The sequence below is a fragment of the Salinivibrio sp. IB643 genome (assembly GCF_001996105.1).
In the GTDB taxonomy this organism is placed as follows: Bacteria; Pseudomonadota; Gammaproteobacteria; order Enterobacterales; family Vibrionaceae; genus Salinivibrio; species Salinivibrio costicola.
Genome location: NZ_MUFF01000039.1, coordinates 1 through 17,132, shown reverse-complemented (window position 1 = coordinate 17,132; position 17,132 = coordinate 1). Strand labels below are relative to the sequence as shown.

Genomic DNA, 17,132 nt, shown 5'->3' with positions numbered 1-17,132 from the left:
TCGTTATGTTGAGCCAATAACATGGCGTTCGACAGGCCGACGTACCTGTTCCAGCAACTGCAATTTTCATCGTTTTATTCTCTTGGATCAAACCTGAGAAAAGGGTATCACGAGGATTGAGGAACGACTAGCGGCTGCACATAGCAAAAAACCGCCACGAGGGCGGTTTTTTTAATGATGGCGGTGAGAGAGGGATTCGAACCCTCGATACGTTGCCGTATACACGCTTTCCAGGCGTGCTCCTTCAGCCACTCGGACACCTCACCATATTGTGTGTTAAACGACATTTACGCTGGGTGGCTTATAACCCCGCTGTCGCGTTAACGGGGCGTACTATAGAGAGTTGCTGCTTTGCGGTCAAGTTGTTGGTGATAGGTTTGCGTTTAAATGGCTATTTCATCGCCAAACCTATTTGTATCCCAGAAAGAGAAAATTGTACCCCAGAAAGAGAAAAAGGCCTTTTCAGGCCTTTTGGAGTGTCGGTTCAATACGCAACATCTACTGGGGCTGATTCCTCGCCTCAAGAATATCAATTTTCGCTGACTTCACCGCCGGGTTTGATTTGATTTCTGCCAATACTGCCACGATGTCATCTTGCCCACTGGCATTGAGCTGCCCAAGCTTGGTGGTCTCATCAAAGTAAGTCACATTCAAGTTAAGCGACTCGGCCAACTCGTAGATGGTGCCTTGATCCAGCAGCACGGTGATGTTCCCGGTCACTTTACCCAGTGTACGTGTGACTTCATTGTAAACTTGGTCCCCTGCTTTTAAAGCGCTATTGTCGAGGTTGATACCTTTATAACCATGTAGTTCAGAGAGTTCAGTTAAGGTGACTGGCCCATCGACTTGCKCRGCTAAGGCTTGCTCAGCATTGTGCCCTTTGGYCTTTGCTTCTATTGGCATCGGCTTTGCATCATTGTCATTTGCCATGGTTRTRCTGCTCCCAGCGACAGCGACGTGGGTTAATAATGCACTGGCAACAAAGGCTACTATCATCTTACTTTGCATGTGAAACTCCTTGTAATCTCTATTTAAACGGTTMGCTTTGTTGCTTAATGACCGTAAACACGGACTTGTGCCTTGGTGAGTTCGCTATCCACTTGGTTGTTGAGCACATCACCAAAATCAGCACGGTTGGTATCAACAAGATTCACGCTCCACTCCCCTTGCACTTTTTCGCCAAGAAATGCATTGACGAGCATAGGCCCGCTTATGTGGTAAGCGTAACCGGGGGCWGAAKCATTGCCYAACCCTTGATACGCACCTAATGATGTTCTTGACGTAGCAAGAATCGCTTTTGTTCCCGCAGGCGAGGTCACTTGAATGGCAAGATCTGACGCMGCTGTACTTCCAGTGAGATCGCCGTTGCTGACTTTAAGCAAATCGTCATTTTTGATGTTAAAACCAAATTGYATTCCTTCAAGCGTCAGGTCGCCGTTAATRTYATCATCCAGCTGGAAACGAAATGTCGCGCCTTGTGCATCAGCATCTGGAATCGATATAGGAGAGTGCGTTGGTGTGATATCAAYCCAATCAGTATGGCGCAGCGGCGGGAGTGTTGCGCTCTCTTGCTGTGCCAGCGCAACCGCTTTACCGGCATTTACCCGACCAAACCCATATTTATTGTTAAATGCATAACCAGCTGCGTTTTCAACCCAGCCTAAATGCGCAGTAACGCCGTTGCTCTGTTCATCAGTATCACTGTTGCGGCTACCTGAAGATTGACTCCCCACTAATAGCGTCACAGGCGCGTCATCAGGATCAACCTTATCGGCAGTTTTGGCAAGGATATATCGAATCTCGCGCCAGCTTAGCGTTGGATTGGCCTCAGCAATGAGTGCCGTCACCCCAGTAACATTAGGGGCAGCAGAAGAGGTACCATTAAAAGTGTTGGTGTAGTTGCAGTTTGGGTTTGCGTCTTGGTTTAAGTCTGTGCCTGGTGTGTTAAATGGCCAAACACGTTGGTGAAAGTCTTCTACCCCGAGCATAGAGAAGTAACTGCCATTGACCGCTTCAAATTGATCGACAGTGGCTTGGCTAGCATAGCCTTTCTCGCATGTCATCAAATCGGTGGTGATCATCGCCGGTGCTTCTGTCCCATATTCGCCAGCGGGAGCGGATACCCATAAGCTTGACCCTGCCGTGGAATAGCTTGATTTGCGCCCATCGGTATTGACCGCACCAATGGTCAGGGTATAAAAACTGGCGTTAGCCGGATCCCAGTTGCTGTCGTAGCAGCTGAATACACGTGATTGGTTTACATTGATTCCCGCCTGGGCTTGATCACATAAGGCATTTCCCTCTTGCCAATTTCCGCTCGAGATAAATGAGTTACCTGCCGATTTTATATTGAGAGCGCCCAAACCCTGTCTCAAGTTTGCTGTCGGATACTGAAAAAGCACCTCGTCAACATCGGTGGTTGCAATAAAAGCAGGCGCTGAGATGCCGTAACTGCGGTTGAAGGCAACGAGATTGTCATTGAGGCTAATACCAGAACCGTCTAAGCCATAACTGGCAAATTGTGACTGTTCACTTTGCTCTTCTAAGTAATTCATTCCGATCAGGCTGGCATCCGGTGCGACGCCGCGACCACCTAATCCATTCCACCCTTTTGCCGCAATCAGCCCGGCAACCGAGGTCCCATGATCGCCACCGGTGCTTACCGGTGTTGGATCGCTTGAGCCATCTGCAAAGTTAATCGAGCGGTTGGGGAGTACATTATCTACAAGGTCTTCGTGATTGATAGCCATGCCTGAGTCAACTACGACGGTAATGCTATCTTTTCCGGTAATATTATGTTTATACGCCCCCAGCACATTCATATCTTCACCGGGGACAAGGATGCTGTCGTCGTATTGATGTTGCTGCTTAGCCTGCTCTTCGCTCATGCCTTGAGCTACACGTAGATCAACCCACGCCTGATACGTCTGTGCGTTCATGGCGTAGCCCGTTTGGCCAGTGTTGTACAAATGCCACTGTTGTTGAGCTAACGGGTCAATTTTCACATCGCCGGTTATGGTGACGACTCCCGATTTTTTCAAACGACCATCCGATAAAGAATATTCGAAAGTACGCTTATCGCTATTTTGGGTCGGCATATAGTGAATCGCACGGCTCTCTCGCTCATAGATAAGCACCCCATGCGATAATTTGAATTGACCCTGCTGCAGTTGAGGCACTTCAACGCCATTTTCTGAAATAGAAAGTTGAAGGTTTTCGGTGGAAAATTCACTGTCAATAATATCAATCGATGTACCGACTAATTGTTTGTCTACCGCAACATCGATGTTTTTGTCTTCGAGTACCTGTTCAGACTGCGCCCCTGTATCGCTATAGAGAGCCCCCGTGTCTAGTTTGTCATCGCACCCAGCGAGCGCGATAGATACCAATACCGCCGAAAATGTGCGTTTGTAAGTGGGGTATAACATTGTTCAATCCCTTGAATAGTAAGTTTTTATTTCCATATCAATAAACAAGCTACCTATCCAAGCGCCGACATGCAACATCATTATTACAACTCGAAAAGTAGTCAAAGGTAGGCACTAACAAGGATCGACAGGCGTGTTCTTTTTACTCAGCACCAAAATAAAGAAGAGTCAGTCAAAATAGTCATTCAGTTTAGTGATTTATGTTTGTTTCAACATAGTGTAGAGCCAGTCACAGTATGAGAAGATTTTGATCATGTTATCGCCTAAAAGCACACTTACCCGCCGAGCTTGGCGTGATGGAAGCAAGTGAGCATGAAAGCTGTTAAACTCAGCACACAAATCGAGTACGAATGAGAGCCTGATGACTTTATCCGAATTCCTTATCCAACATGCTGATAGCGCGCAACTGCTTAACGAAATGCAAACCCGTGGTGTGGTGACCGCCATGGCTGCCGCGCCCCATGTCATTAGCCCCAGTGAGTGGCTCCCCGTGATGTGGGGAGGTGACGAGCAAGCGCCATTTGAGAGCCATGAGCAGTTTGAGCAGTACGCGAACCTGATTGTGGATATTTGGAATGCGCAGCGCCAACAGCTGTTGGAAAAAAACTGGCAGTGGCCGGAAGGCTGTCTGTTGGATGATGCCGAAATTGTTAACCAAGCGACGCGCGATTTCGCCGAAGGCTTGTTGCAAGGCTGGAGCCTGACCCGTGATGACTGGGAAACATTGATGCCGGAAAACACCGATGGCAATGCCCTACTCGGCGGCGTGGTGCTTTCCATCAGCTTGCTTTACGATCCAGAAACTGCCCTTTCTACCATGGAAGCCCAAGGCGCAGAAGAGTTGGCACAGTTTGAGGAAATCTTCAACGCCATGCCAACTATGTTGTGTGGCCTCACCCACCACGGCGCGGCACTGGCGGAAGATGCGGAGTAAACAGCCAGAGGTGTCATTGGTGTAGGTGACACAAGCCCTTACGCGATGTTGGATATGTGCACATTGTCAACGGGCGCCTGTCGAGATCGGTGCCAATTTTGACCACGATGTCGATGGCGCCGTGCAACGGGCGCGCGGCACACATTGTGATACTTATTGGCACTGTGCTGGCGCTTGTCCGACCTACGCGACATTCAGGATTTTTAAATACAGAGCGCTTCGCTTACGGAGAACGGAAAAAACGGCTTAACGCTTGCCTACCCCTCTACTGACACTTTATTGCCTCAACAACCTGACTAACATCAACTTTTTATCTTATCTTTTGATATTTGACGATAAAAAAGGCAGTCGATGTCCTCTTATATATACATCTTAAAATCAATCCCTTATTATCTTTGCGGCAATTTTGCCTGTAACTAAAAATACCAATAAATATGAGTTTTAAGATGAAAAAACTAAGCTTTATCGCATTGGCCGTTTCTACTGCGTTAGTTGGCTGTGGAGGGGGAGGTGACGATTCAGCCTCCAACAATCCTGTAAATAATGATACGCAAAAAGTAGAAAAAACAAGTATTGCGATTCCGACTCAAGGCGAGTTTATCGATGCTAAAGTTGAGGGGCTTTTTTATATCTCAGGCAGCGAGAGCGGCAAAACGAATGCCGAGGGGGCATACAAGATTGACACCAATGCCGATAATGTCATCTTTATTCTTGGTGGTGAATTCAATGGCGAGGTCGATGGCTTAGTGATTGGTCATGTTTCGCCACGTGATATCACCACCCCGTTTGAAGCGGCAGGCACATACCAGCGTTCAATCAATCTTGCCCGCCTATTGTTGACCATTAATGATAGGGACAGCGATGCATCGATCGTGATTCCCGATGCGATTCAATCGCCCAATGACGAGACAATGATTGATGCGCTAAAACAGATTACGCTGGATGATGATTTCGAAACATCAGTACAAGACTTACTTAAAAAATTAGGTAAACAAGGCGAACTTGTCAGTGAAGACGAGGCAACAAAACACATCGAAGGCTCACTCAAAGGACTAAAACGCGGCAGTGACGATAAGCTCGCTCACTGGGCGAAAGGCTCAAATTGGACGTTTGTTGAACGCAGTGCCAAGCAGCGTGTTAAAAACGGCGAGGATTCCGGCTATCAGTTGGTGCTTCATGCCGATCGCACCTTAGGTGATAAGGTATTTAAAGAAACGGTCGGCCTAAGCGGGCAAACCTTTACCACCAAAGAGGAAGGTTTTATCGTTCACGCGGGCTCTAACGACAGCACTTTGTCTGGTAAAAAAGCCGCAAAATATCTCACTTGTGTTAAACAAGATGGTGCATTTACTCGCCTATCAGTACCAGACTCAGACGATCAATATTTATGTAACGGTGGCGATATCAAGAATATCGAGATTGACGGCAATCTAACGAGCGTTGCGCACAACAGTAGTGGCGCCTATCAATTATCGGTTGTCGACCCAACCAAGCGAGAACCTAGCGATAAAGATTATAAATGGCCCAAGGTGGCGACGATGGGGGCCGTCTATCAATGTATGGCCAATGCCAACTGCAGCGAGCAAACACTTTCTCAGTTCGAGGTTGTGATACGCGATGACTCTGACAAACAAGACGGTTCTAAGATGCTAGAAGAAACACTGTCTGGCAGTTATGATCCCGTTGCTGACGTTTATGTGCAAACACGCCGTAAAAAACATCTTGATAAAAACGATTATCCCGGCCGCGTGTCAGAGTCCGTCAAATTTATTTACCCAGTTGCCGGCATCGGTCAAGATCGCTATGTTGATTTTCAAGGGACTTGGCGTGTAGTGATGACACGGCCTGGTTGCGATAAAGTAGCAGAAGCAACCTATACCTTTGATGCCGATGGCTTAACAACAAGCGGTAAGGAGCTCAATAGTCATAACGGTAGTTGCTACCTTGCTGATTTGAATGAAACCGTAACCTATCAAGAGCTCGCCAATATGGACTTCTGGTGGTTTACCACCAATGCTGCCGGCGCATCAAAAGCCACCTTGGACCAACTGAACACGACCATTCGTTGGAATGATCGTGATGAAGGTGAGCCTGAGGATAACTTTAAGATCAACCGCTTTAGCTATATGCCAGCGGGCAAAAACTGGGATCGCGGCCTATTAGTGCGTGATACCCTAGACAGCGACGGCAACAAAAGGGCAACAGCGACGCTAAGAAAAATTAAGTAATAACGGATAATCCTTACGCCCCACCAATTTGGTGGGGCGTTTTATTTTATCACCCAGTCCGACCTACGCGATGTTGAGGATTTTTGAATACAGAGCGCTTCGCTTACGGAATACGGGAAGAGTAGAAAGCAGAGCCTAGGCCCTAGGCTCTAGGCTCTAGGAACGGTTTTACCCTTTCATTTCCGCGGCGAAGTTGAGCATGCGGTTGAGTGGGATTAACGCTTTTTCGCGCACGTTATCATCAACGTGAATTTCATGCTCTTCGCCGCCGTTTTCAAGTGCGTTTTCAATCGCTTTAAGGCCGTTCATTGCCATCCATGGGCAGTGGGCGCAGCTGCGACAGGTGGCACCTGCGCCGGCGGTGGGGGCTTCGACTAATTCTTTGTCTGGCACCATTTGTTGCATTTTGTAGAAAATGCCTTTATCGGTAGCCACAATCAGCTTTTTATTTGGCAAGGTTTGCGCCGCTTTAATCAGCTGACTGGTTGAGCCGACGGCATCGGCCATTTTTACCACGCTCGCTGGGGATTCAGGGTGAACAAGAATCGCGGCGTCGGGGTAAAGGTGTTTCATTTTTTCTAGCGCTTGGGCTGAGAATTCGTCGTGGACCACGCATTCGCCTTGCCATAAGACCATGTCAGCGCCCGTTTCTTTTTCGATATAGGCGCCTAGGTGGCGATCTGGAGCCCAGATAATCGGCTTATCTTGGCTGTCTAGGTGCTCGACAATCTCTAACGCGATGCTTGAGGTGACCACCCAATCGGCACGTGCTTTGACGGCGGCCGAGGTATTGGCATACACCACGACGGTGTGATCTGGGTGTGCGTCACAAAACGCGGTGAATTCATCGGCAGGACAGCCTAAGTCTAACGAGCACTCGGCATCAAGCGTTGGCATTAAGACGGTTTTCTCTGGGGTGAGGATTTTAGCGGTCTCCCCCATAAAGCGTACACCGGCCACGATCAGGGTCTTGGCTGGGTGTTGATTGCCAAAACGGGCCATTTCTAACGAGTCGGCCACACACCCACCGGTTTCTTCGGCGAGGGCTTGGATCTCTGGGTCCGTGTAATAGTGAGCAACAAGCACCGCGTCTTTTTGTTTTAATAGTTGTTTGATGCGCGCAACGTGTTGTTTTTTCTCTTCGTCACTCAATGCCATCGGTTTCGGCGGAAAGGGATAGACCCTTTGCGACGTTTCAATCACTTGGCTCATGGGATTACTCATGCTTACTTCCAGTCCGGGGCTTCCAGTCCGGGTAGTATAACGCGAGTGGGGGGAGAAACAAATTAGCACGCAGACCGGATAAGCGCCGTGGCACGGAATCAATACCTTCATCGACGTTAAAATAACGCGTAGGTCGGACAAGCACCGGTGAGATGCGGACTACTGAATCAATGTCCGCGGCGTACCTCCGATATTCGTGCTAAATCCTAACGCTGATCGTGACAGGCGCCCGTTGGCAATGTGCCCCTATCCAACACCGTATAGGGGCTTGTGTCACCTACGCCAATGGGATCATCGAGGTTAAGTATTAACGCCTTATGTCATCGTTGCCAATGGAACCACCGTCCTACATCGCATTTTTGGCTTGTTTGGCGCTGGTTGAGTCTGGGTAAGTATCAATCACTTGCTGGAAGTATTGATCGGCTTGGTCGCCGTTACCTTGTTTTTGCGCAATTAGGCCGAGTTTGAGCAATGCGTCGGCGCGTTTGTTGGAGTCTTTAAACTTGCTAACTGCCGTAAACTCTTGGTTYGCCTGCTCAAATTCACTTTTAGAAAAATAAAGCTGGCCGAGCCAATAGTGGGCGTTTGCTGTGTATACCGATTCTGGGTATTTAGAAAGAAACGCTTTAAATGCTTTGGTCGCCCCTTGGTAGTCTTTCTCTTTTAAGATCAGGTTGACGGCAGCTTCATACGCGGCGTTTTCGCTTTTATCATCCGTAAAACTGGCAGATGATGCGTCTTGCGTCTCATCTTGGGGGGCTGGGACCGCTTGTTTCGCGGTTCTTAGCGTATCAACCTCGCGATAGAGATCGCGCTGGCGTTCTACCATTTGTTTGATCTCGTAGCTGTTACGCTCAACACTGCCGCGTAACGTGCTTAGCTCTTGCGCCATTTGATCAAGTTGGCGTTGCATATCCAGCTGCATTTGGTTGCGCGCTTGTAGCATACGTTCTAGACGATCAACCGCAGAGCCACCCGCCCCTACTTCTGTCACCGGAGCAGATGTGGCAGCCGCGGGGGCTGCCACACTCACCAGTAACGCCAGCGCGAGGATTCGCACAGAGTTACTGTTTATTTTCATACTCGTTTCCACTACCTATCGGCTGGATTAGTACACTAATACCGAACGACGGTTTTTGGCGTAAGCTTCTTCGCTTTGGCCAAGGACCAGCGGTTTTTCTTCACCGTAGCTCACGATAGAGATTTGGCTAGCTGGCACACCCAACGCTTGTAGGTATTTAGACACAGCTTCAGCACGGCGCTCGCCCAGTGCAATGTTGTACTCTGGGGTACCGCGCTCGTCAGCATGACCTTCAACGACTACTTCCATCGCTGGGTTGTCACGCAGGTAAGTCGCGTGCGCATCCAGCATGTCTTCGTATTGGGGTAGTACTGATGAGTCGTCAAAGTTGAAGTAAACGGTTTGCGACTGACGTAGCTCTTGGTTACGGATTTGTTGCTCAGTCATTGCGCCTTGGCCGTCAACCGGTGATACCACGGTAGTGCCGTTTTGGTTGGTTGATTGACCAGCATCACTGCCCGTCGCGCTGTCGCTTGAGCTACACGCAGCCAGAGTTAACATTGGCAGTGCCACCGCCAGACCTTTCAGTACTTTATTGATTTGCATTCTATTTTCCTTTTCTAGAAAGTTAGCGCACGTTGTTTAAAATTAAAAAACTACAGGTAAGGTGACCAGGCTGGTGCACGCACGCGCCCGTTGGTTGCCGGTAACCGCGCTTTAAAGCGGCCGTCGATTGAGACGAGTGACAACACATTCTTACGTCCATATACCGAGCTGTAAATCACCATGCTGCCATTTGGCGCAATACTTGGCGACTCATCCAACAAGGTTTTGGTTAGGATTTGCACCGCCCCGCTGTTTAAGTCTTGTTTTGCAATGTTATAGCCAGACGCGGATTGATTTACCATGATCAAGTGGCGGCCATCAGGAGTCAGTTGCCCTCCCATATTTTGATTGCCTTCCCACGTGATCCGTCGGCTGGTTCCATCATCTAAATTTACGCGATAAATCTGTGGTTTGCCACCCCGGTCCGAGGTGTAGATGAGCGAGTTACCATCGGGATCCCAAAATGGCTCGGTGCTATTGGCACGACCATGGGTAATTTGTGTCAGTTTTTTGCTCTTTAAATCAAAGATATAAAGCTGCAGGCTACCGGTTTTGGACAGCACCATGGCCAGCTTGCTGCCATCGGGCGAGAACTGAGGCGAACCATTGTGACGCGGATAAGACGAAATCTTCTCGCGCTCACCGGTGTAAATATCCATGACAAAGATTTCGGCTTGGCCATTTTCAAAGCTGACATATGCCAGTTGGCGACCATCCGGTGACCACGACGGTGACATCAGTGGCTGTTTAGAGCGCAAGATCAAGCGTTCGTTATAGCCATCGTAATCCGATAAGCGCAGTTGGTAGGGGTAGTCGTTCTCTTTATCGATCACCACATAGGCAATACGGGTCAAGAAGGCCCCTTTTTCGCCGGTGAGCTGTTCATACACAATATTGGCAATGCGATGCGAATAACGGCGCAGATCGCTTTCTTTGACCGTGGCGCGGTTGTTCACCAGTAAGTGGTCATCGGTTTGTACCAGCTGGCCATCGGCGCCTAGGCCTTTACTGTCGCCGCCCGTGAGCTGGCCACGCACAATATCAATCAGTTGGTAATCAATTTGGTAACGGCCGTCTGACGTGGGCGTCACGGTGCCAGTGACCACGGCATCCACCCCGAGAGAGGTCCAAGCGTTGTAATCGATATCGGCATCTTTGTAAGGCGTTTGCGGCATGTCACTGACAGATAATGGGTTAAATTTACCACTGCGACGTAAATCGGATCCCACTACACCGGCAATATCTTCAGGCATCTCGCCTTGCCCTTTCCATTGGAAGGGGATCACGCCAATGGGCCTGGCTGTGTTCACCCCTTCGGTGATCACCAACTTAAGCGCAGCGTGTGCCGGTTGCGTGAGTAACGACAAACAGGCCAACAGCATTACAACGGCGGCAACTTGCCACGTCCGTAAACGATCCTGACGCGTGTTTGTGACATGGTTTGTGCCACCACAGGGGCTCACTTCCATCATGTTTTTTATCCTGTCGGTTAGTTAGGTCGAACGGTTAACTCGATATCACGTAACTTAGCAATAATATCGCCATCGTCTGGCATTGGAAATTGTGATACGGACGCGACCGCGGTTTTTGTTGCACGACACAATCGCGAGTTGCCCGCTTTTTGTTCCACATTAAGCAATAGACCGGTAGGTGACAAGCGCATATTGACCACACACTCTTGGCCACTTAAACCATCATCAACAATCAGTCTTTGTTGGATCATTTGCGTAAAAATGGCGCCGTATCGCGCCACTTCGTCGTCCACAAATTGTCCGCGCGCGCTTTGCCGTTGGCTGGCTTCCGATTCCAGCCCCGAAAACAAATCATTAAGCGCCGCTTCTTGCTCTTGCTGTTGCCGTTTGGCTTCTTCTGCCCGGCGCTCGGCCTCTTTTCTCGCTTGTTCGGCTTCTTTGCGCGCCTGCTCTGCCTCTTTTAACGCTTGCTCTTCGGCTTTGCGCTTTGCCTCAAGCTTGCGTTGGCGTTCAGCTTCGGCTTTGCGTTCAGCCGCCAGTTTTTCTTGCCGCGCTTTCTCCGCTTTTTCCGCCGCCAATTCCGCTTTCCGTTGTTGTTCTAACTTGCGCTGACGCTCGCGTTCGGCTTGTTCCGCCTGTTGTTTAGCAAGGCGTGCTTGTTCTTTGGCCTTGGCTTGCTCTTCGGCAATCCGCTTTTGCTCTTCTCGTGCTTGACGTTCCGCTTCGAGCTTTTTCCGCTTCACTTCGCGAAGGCGCTGTTCTTCTTGCTCGCGTTGTTGCTCAAGGCGTTTCGCTTGCTGCTCTAACCGTTTGAGTCGTTCAGCTTCTTCGCGTTTGGCTTGGTTACGTTGCTCACGGATTTTTTGCGCTTGTGCATTGACCACGGCCGGATCAATCACGGTGGCTTCAATAGAGCGCCCAGCTTTCGGGGTTGGCTTGGCGTCTGAGGTGAAATCTGCCCCCCATAACAGCACAATTACCAACAACACGTGTAGCCCGCCGGAAATGGCAAGCGCTGGCACCAGTGAGTCTTTTTTCTTGCTTTTGGTCGCCTGATCGCGATGGTTTGGCTCGTTCATCATCCTCACCTACGACTCATATGGCTCTGTCATTAAGCCCACTGACGACACGCCGGCTTGGTTTAATGCATCAAGCGTTAGGATGATTTCAGAATAGGGGACGCGGCCATCACCGCCGACTAAGACGGGAGATTTCGGGTTAAGCTGAAGTTCGGCTTTCACCCGCACCAAAATTTCTTCTAGGCTGAGTCCCCGGGTCATATCACCATTGTTGACACTGAGCCCGAGCTGGCCGTCTTGATCCACTTCTACAATGATGAACGCGCCGCTGTCTTCTTCTTCCGCCAACTCTGCCGCTGTTTTGGCCTGCGTGGTCTGTGGTAAATCGACATCGACGCCTTGGGTCACAAACGGCGCGGTGACCATAAAGATAATAAGCAATACCAGCATCACGTCAATGTAGGGCACCACATTGATTTCCGCCGTCATTTTGCGTCGTTTTGGTTGATACGCCATGGATTACTCCTGGGTTGCCGCAAACGCTTGACGGTGAAGAATGCTAGAAAATTCTTCCATAAAGTTCATGTAGTTGTGTTCAAGCTTGCTCACTTTGGCTGTCAAACGGTTGTAAGCCATGACGGCAGGGATCGCTGCAAATAGGCCCATGGCTGTCGCGACCAAGGCTTCAGCAATCCCGGGCGCAACCATCGCCAATGTGGCTTGTTTCACCGCACCCAGGGCGATAAAGGCATGCATAATGCCCCACACGGTGCCAAATAGGCCGATGTAGGGGCTAATTGAGCCCACGGTGGCCAAAAACGGTAAGTGGGTTTCAAGCTCTTCAACTTGTTTAGACAGGGAAACACGCATTGCCCGTGACGTGCCTTCCATCACGGCATCAGGCACTTTGTCGTTACTGCGATGTAAGCGGGCAAATTCTTTAAATCCGGCGTAAAAGATTTTCTCGCTACCGGTGAGATGATCCTTGCGGGCCTGCACTTCTTGAAACAGTTGCGAGAGATCGATCCCCGACCAGAATCGGTCTTCAAATCGCTCCGCTCGGCTAAAGGCTTGCTGCATCACTTTTGAGCGCTTGATGATCATGGCCCAAGACATCACTGACATACCCAGTAATATCAGCATCACTCCCTTAACAAGCAGGCTTGCTTGTAAAAACAGGTCGAGAATGGAAAGTTCAGCGGTCACGTCATCATCTCCGATTTAATCTGTGTTGGAATCGATTTGGGTTTCATGGTGGCTGGGTCGACACAGGCTATCTTAACCGTTGCCACACACAATGCTTTTTGTTCAGAATTCACCAAGCTTTGACAAAACGTCATGCTGGCGCGCCCCATGGCTGACACTGTGGTGACAACATCAAGGGCATCATCCAGCCGTGCACCGCGGTGAAAGTCGATATCCATGTGACGCACCACAAACGCATAGTGCTCGGCAAACAAGGCCTGTTGATTGACACCGATTTGGCGCAACAGTTCAGTGCGCGCACGCTCAAAGTACTTGAGGTAGTTGGCGTGATAAACCACCCCGCCGGCGTCTGTGTCTTCATAATAAATACGCACAGGCCAACGAAACGGCGTTGATTCAGTCATGACTGTATCCATATAGGTTCAGCGATAGGCAATTACTATACCTAAGTTATCGATGTATAGGAATGCTGAAGCCGCGCGGTCGCTGCATTGGTCGCCCATGAAGGGCGCAAGAGGTGATATGCCGCAAAAAACACACAATGACTCCGCAGCCAGTGATGAAAAAAGCACCACCTGGGTGCTTTTTTCATTCGTTTGTCACTTTGCGCTTGCTCACCGAGCGTTTGGCTCAACTAGCGTAGCCACATCAAGGCGAGCAAAAGAAGAGACACGCCCCACCCTAATGGCGGCCAAGTAAGCCAGCGGCTCCCTTTGCCTTGCGCTGTAAAGCCGACAGCGTGAATCACGCCCAAGCAGGTGGCGTAAAGTAGGCCCACGCCCATGAGGAACGTGACGCCGCCCATGCGCTGCGCGAAGGCTTCAGGCGCCCACATTACTTGGCCCCCCCAGCATAATGCACTGGCCAATGAGAGCAGCCGCCAAAGGCCAGAAAAATCCTGGCCTAACGGAGCGGGTTGGCGATCACTCATTATCGTGATCCATGGCTTCGGTATGCTCCAACCATAACGCATTGATGATCCCGAAGGCGCATGCCAGCAGCACACCGAGAATCCACGTGAAATACCACATATGCAGGCTCCTTACTTAGTACAGTGAATGTTTGTTGTCTTCAATATATTGTGCATCTAAGCGGCCGAACATCTTAATGTAGCACCACAAGGTGTAAGCCAAGATAATCGGCACAAAAATCGCAGCGACGATAGTCATAATCGATAAAGTCAGTTCGCTCGAGGTGGCATCCCACATGGTCAAACTATGACTTGGGAAGGTGCTCGATGGCATCACAAAGGGGAACATCGCGATACCCGCGGTCAGAATTACCCCAGCAATGGCCAAGCTCGAGAACAAGAAGGCCCAGCCACCACGCTCAACTCGAGACGCCAGCAGTGCCAATAGTGGCATCACCGCACCGACAACGGGAGCTAACCAAAGGATTGGCATCGCTTGGTAGTTGTGCATCCACGCGCCGCTTTGCACCGCCACCTCTTTCGCCAGTGGGTTAGACGCCGCTTGGTTCGCCGCTTCACTGACCACCACAAAGCCTTCCAGGTTTTGGACCCAAAAGCCCGCTGCCACGAACAAGACGGTGGTCAGTAGCGCACACAGTTGCGCCACATTGCGTGCCCGTACATGCAGCGCATCGGTGGTTTTCATTTGCAGCCAGGTTGCCCCTTGCAGCACCACCATAAACAGACTTACAAGGCCACACACCAGTGCGAATGGATTAAGCAGTGCGAAAAAGCCACCGGTGTAGGTTGGGATCAAGAGATCGCTAAGCTGGAACGGGACCCCTTGCAGCAAGTTGCCAAAGGCGACACCGAAAATCACAGGCGGTATAAAACCACCGGCAACCAGGCCCCAGTCCCAGGCAGTACGCCAGCGCTTATCATCAATTTTTGAGCGGTAGTCAAAGCCCATGGGACGGAAAAATAACGCCGCCAGTGTGAGCACCATCGCGATATAAAACCCAGAGAATGACACTGCATAAACCAGCGGCCAGGCAGCAAATAGTGCCCCACCCGCGGTCACTAGCCAAACTTGGTTGCCTTCCCAGTGCGGGGCGACTGAGTTAATCATCACCCGCCGTTCACTATCCGTTTTGCCGATTAGGGTGAGCAAGGCGCCCACCCCCATGTCAAAGCCATCGGTGACGGTAAAGCCAATCAGTAGCACCCCAATAAGCGCCCACCAGATCAGCCGTAACATTTCATAATCAAACATGCTATCTCTCCTTATGCTTCAATCTGGCGGCTGAAATCCGCTTCTGGATTGCCTTTTTGTTCAAAGTGGTAGCGGCCGGTTTTAAGGCTACTTGGCCCCAAGCGCGCAAACTTGAACATCAGATAAAGCTCGGCGACGAGAAAGACGGTGTAGAGCGAACAAATCGCCACCATCGAGAAGATGATATCGCCTGCAGCGAGGTTAGAGGCGGCGACATGCACCGGCAAAATCTCACCCACGGCCCAAGGCTGACGACCATATTCGGCTACAAACCAGCCCGCTTCGCTGGCAATCCAAGGCAGCGGAATACTGAACAATGCCAGCTTGAGTAGCCAAGGTTTTTGATCGATACGCTGACGGCAGGTTTGCCAAAAGCTCATGCCAAAGATAAACAGCATCGCAAAGCCACAAGCCACCATGATCCTAAAGCTCCAGAACAGCGGTGCCACTTGCGGAATAGAGTCTTGTGCCGCTTGCTGAATTTGCCCTTCGGTGGCATCAACCACTTTGTCGGTATAAGGCTTAAGCAGCAGACCATAACCGAGGTCATTTTTCACTTCATTGAAGGCGGCTTTGGTTTCAGACGATGTCTCGCCGGCACGCAATTTTTCTAGCAATGCGTACGCCTGCATCCCGTTACGGATACGGGTTTCGTGCTCAGCAATCAAATCGGTTAAGCCTGTCACTTCTTTATCCAGTGAGCGCGTGGCAATGATCCCCATCGCATACGGGATTTTGATCGCATAATCGGTTTGCATGGTGTCTTGATTAGGAAGRCCCACCACGGTGAAGGCTGCTGGCGCTTCCTCGGTGTGCCATTCGGCCTCAATCGCCGCCAATTTGACTTTTTGCACATCGCCCAGCTCATAGCCGGATTCATCACCCAGAATAATGACCGAGACGATCGCGGCCATACCAAAGGAGGCAGCAATTGCAAACGAGCGACGTGCGAAGGCGAGATCACGCCCTTTCAGTAGGTAGTAGGCACTGATACCGAGCACGAACATTGCCCCGGTGGTGTAGCCTGCCGCGACGGTGTGAACAAATTTGACTTGTGCTACCGGGTTAAAGACCACATCGGCAAAGCTCACCATTTCCATACGCATGGTTTCGAAGTTGAACTCCGAGCCGACTGGGTTTTGCATCCAGCCGTTGGCGACCAGGATCCAAAGCGCGGAAAAGTTAGAGCCTAACGCCACCAGCCAAGTGGTGACCAAATGCTGACGTTTACTGAGACGATCCCAACCAAAGAAGAATAAGCCCACAAAGGTGGATTCAAGGAAGAAGGCCATCAACCCTTCAATGGCAAGCGGGGCGCCAAAAATATCCCCGACATAGTGGGAATAGTAGGCCCAGTTGGTCCCGAATTGAAACTCCATGGTAAGGCCGGTTGCCACACCGAGCGCAAAGTTAATCCCAAAGAGTTTACCCCAAAACTTGGTCATGTCTTTGTAGATTTGCTTGTCGGTCATCACGTATAACGATTCCATGATGGCCAGCAAAAATGCCAAACCTAGCGTTAGGGGAACAAACAGGAAGTGATACATCGCGGTCAGCGCAAACTGCAGCCGCGATAAATCGACGATATCGGTAATCATGGTCACTCCTTTACACCGCTTTCGGTGCCGATACAGTTGTATCGCTCGTTTTACTTTCTCACCCTGCATGGCCGCCAAACCGCTGGCCGGTGCGGGGAAAGCGCTACACTTTCTCAAGTCACTGCTTGCATGTTACACGCTTGAAACACTCAAGTTACTTAATAGTTAAATATATTCTAATTAAGTTATAACTAATATTACAGACGTAACTTA

16 protein-coding genes and 1 tRNA gene are annotated in these 17,132 nt (G+C 50.1%); 2 read left to right on the top strand and 15 right to left on the bottom strand.

Going from position 1 to position 17,132, the window contains the following annotated elements; genetic code table 11:
* Positions 1-178 precede the first annotated feature (178 nt).
* From BZG77_RS13230 to BZG77_RS13220, 3 genes are all read right to left on the bottom strand, one after another.
* Positions 179-266, bottom strand: a tRNA-Ser gene (locus BZG77_RS13230).
* A 232-nt stretch (positions 267-498) separates the two neighbouring features.
* On the bottom strand, positions 499-1,008 hold the full coding sequence (locus BZG77_RS13225) for a hypothetical protein (RefSeq protein ID WP_077647583.1): 510 nt from the start codon (positions 1,006-1,008) through the stop codon (positions 499-501).
* 44 nt (positions 1,009-1,052) lie between these two features.
* Positions 1,053-3,428, bottom strand: a complete 2,376-nt coding sequence (locus BZG77_RS13220) for a S8 family peptidase (RefSeq protein ID WP_077647582.1) — start codon at positions 3,426-3,428, stop codon at positions 1,053-1,055.
* Positions 3,429-3,789: 361 nt separating this feature from the next.
* Here BZG77_RS13220 and BZG77_RS13215 point away from each other — a divergent pair, with 361 nt between their 5' ends.
* Together BZG77_RS13215 and BZG77_RS13210 are read left to right on the top strand one after the other, a co-directional pair.
* On the top strand, positions 3,790-4,362 hold the full coding sequence (locus BZG77_RS13215) for a UPF0149 family protein (RefSeq protein ID WP_077577274.1): 573 nt from the start codon (positions 3,790-3,792) through the stop codon (positions 4,360-4,362).
* Positions 4,363-4,808: 446 nt separating this feature from the next.
* A complete protein-coding gene (locus tag BZG77_RS13210) occupies positions 4,809-6,590 on the top strand; it encodes a chromosome partitioning protein ParA (RefSeq protein WP_198532420.1) in 1,782 nt (593 codons plus the stop codon).
* Positions 6,591-6,758: 168 nt separating this feature from the next.
* Here the strand turns inward: BZG77_RS13210 and nadA are convergent, their stop codons facing one another.
* The 12 genes from nadA to cydA form a co-directional block, all read right to left on the bottom strand.
* On the bottom strand, positions 6,759-7,802 hold the full coding sequence (nadA, locus tag BZG77_RS13205; protein ID WP_077647580.1) for a quinolinate synthase NadA: 1,044 nt from the start codon (positions 7,800-7,802) through the stop codon (positions 6,759-6,761).
* Positions 7,803-8,160: 358 nt separating this feature from the next.
* Positions 8,161-8,889: a tol-pal system protein YbgF gene (gene ybgF / locus BZG77_RS13200; RefSeq protein ID WP_077647585.1), complete on the bottom strand. Its 729-nt coding sequence runs from the start codon at positions 8,887-8,889 to the stop codon at positions 8,161-8,163.
* Positions 8,890-8,922: 33 nt separating this feature from the next.
* A complete protein-coding gene (gene pal, locus BZG77_RS13195) occupies positions 8,923-9,441 on the bottom strand; it encodes a peptidoglycan-associated lipoprotein Pal (protein WP_077647579.1) in 519 nt (172 codons plus the stop codon).
* Between the two features lie 50 nt (positions 9,442-9,491).
* Positions 9,492-10,823, bottom strand: a complete 1,332-nt coding sequence (tolB, locus tag BZG77_RS13190; RefSeq protein ID WP_077647584.1) for a Tol-Pal system beta propeller repeat protein TolB — start codon at positions 10,821-10,823, stop codon at positions 9,492-9,494.
* A gap of 107 nt (positions 10,824-10,930) precedes the next feature.
* Entirely contained in the window at positions 10,931-11,992 is a 1,062-nt protein-coding gene (gene tolA, locus BZG77_RS13185; protein ID WP_077647578.1) for a cell envelope integrity protein TolA, read from the bottom strand.
* Between the two features lie 9 nt (positions 11,993-12,001).
* Positions 12,002-12,448 carry a protein TolR gene (tolR, locus tag BZG77_RS13180; protein ID WP_021024366.1) on the bottom strand — a complete coding sequence of 149 codons (447 nt, stop codon included), beginning with the start codon at positions 12,446-12,448 and terminating at the stop codon, positions 12,002-12,004.
* 3 nt (positions 12,449-12,451) lie between these two features.
* A complete protein-coding gene (gene tolQ, locus BZG77_RS13175; RefSeq protein ID WP_021024365.1) occupies positions 12,452-13,138 on the bottom strand; it encodes a protein TolQ in 687 nt (228 codons plus the stop codon).
* Positions 13,135-13,542, bottom strand: a complete 408-nt coding sequence (gene ybgC / locus BZG77_RS13170) for a tol-pal system-associated acyl-CoA thioesterase (RefSeq protein ID WP_077647577.1) — start codon at positions 13,540-13,542, stop codon at positions 13,135-13,137. Before ybgC ends, tolQ begins: the two co-directional genes overlap by 4 nt.
* Positions 13,543-13,772: 230 nt before the next feature.
* On the bottom strand, positions 13,773-14,069 hold the full coding sequence (locus BZG77_RS13165; protein ID WP_021024362.1) for a cyd operon YbgE family protein: 297 nt from the start codon (positions 14,067-14,069) through the stop codon (positions 13,773-13,775).
* Positions 14,062-14,169 carry a cytochrome bd-I oxidase subunit CydX gene (cydX, locus tag BZG77_RS13160; RefSeq protein ID WP_021024361.1) on the bottom strand — a complete coding sequence of 36 codons (108 nt, stop codon included), beginning with the start codon at positions 14,167-14,169 and terminating at the stop codon, positions 14,062-14,064. Before cydX ends, BZG77_RS13165 begins: the two co-directional genes overlap by 8 nt.
* A gap of 15 nt (positions 14,170-14,184) precedes the next feature.
* Positions 14,185-15,321: a cytochrome d ubiquinol oxidase subunit II gene (cydB, locus tag BZG77_RS13155; protein ID WP_077647575.1), complete on the bottom strand. Its 1,137-nt coding sequence runs from the start codon at positions 15,319-15,321 to the stop codon at positions 14,185-14,187.
* A gap of 11 nt (positions 15,322-15,332) precedes the next feature.
* Positions 15,333-16,916 carry a cytochrome ubiquinol oxidase subunit I gene (cydA, locus tag BZG77_RS13150; RefSeq protein ID WP_198532421.1) on the bottom strand — a complete coding sequence of 528 codons (1,584 nt, stop codon included), beginning with the start codon at positions 16,914-16,916 and terminating at the stop codon, positions 15,333-15,335.
* Between the last annotated feature and the right edge of the window lie 216 nt (positions 16,917-17,132).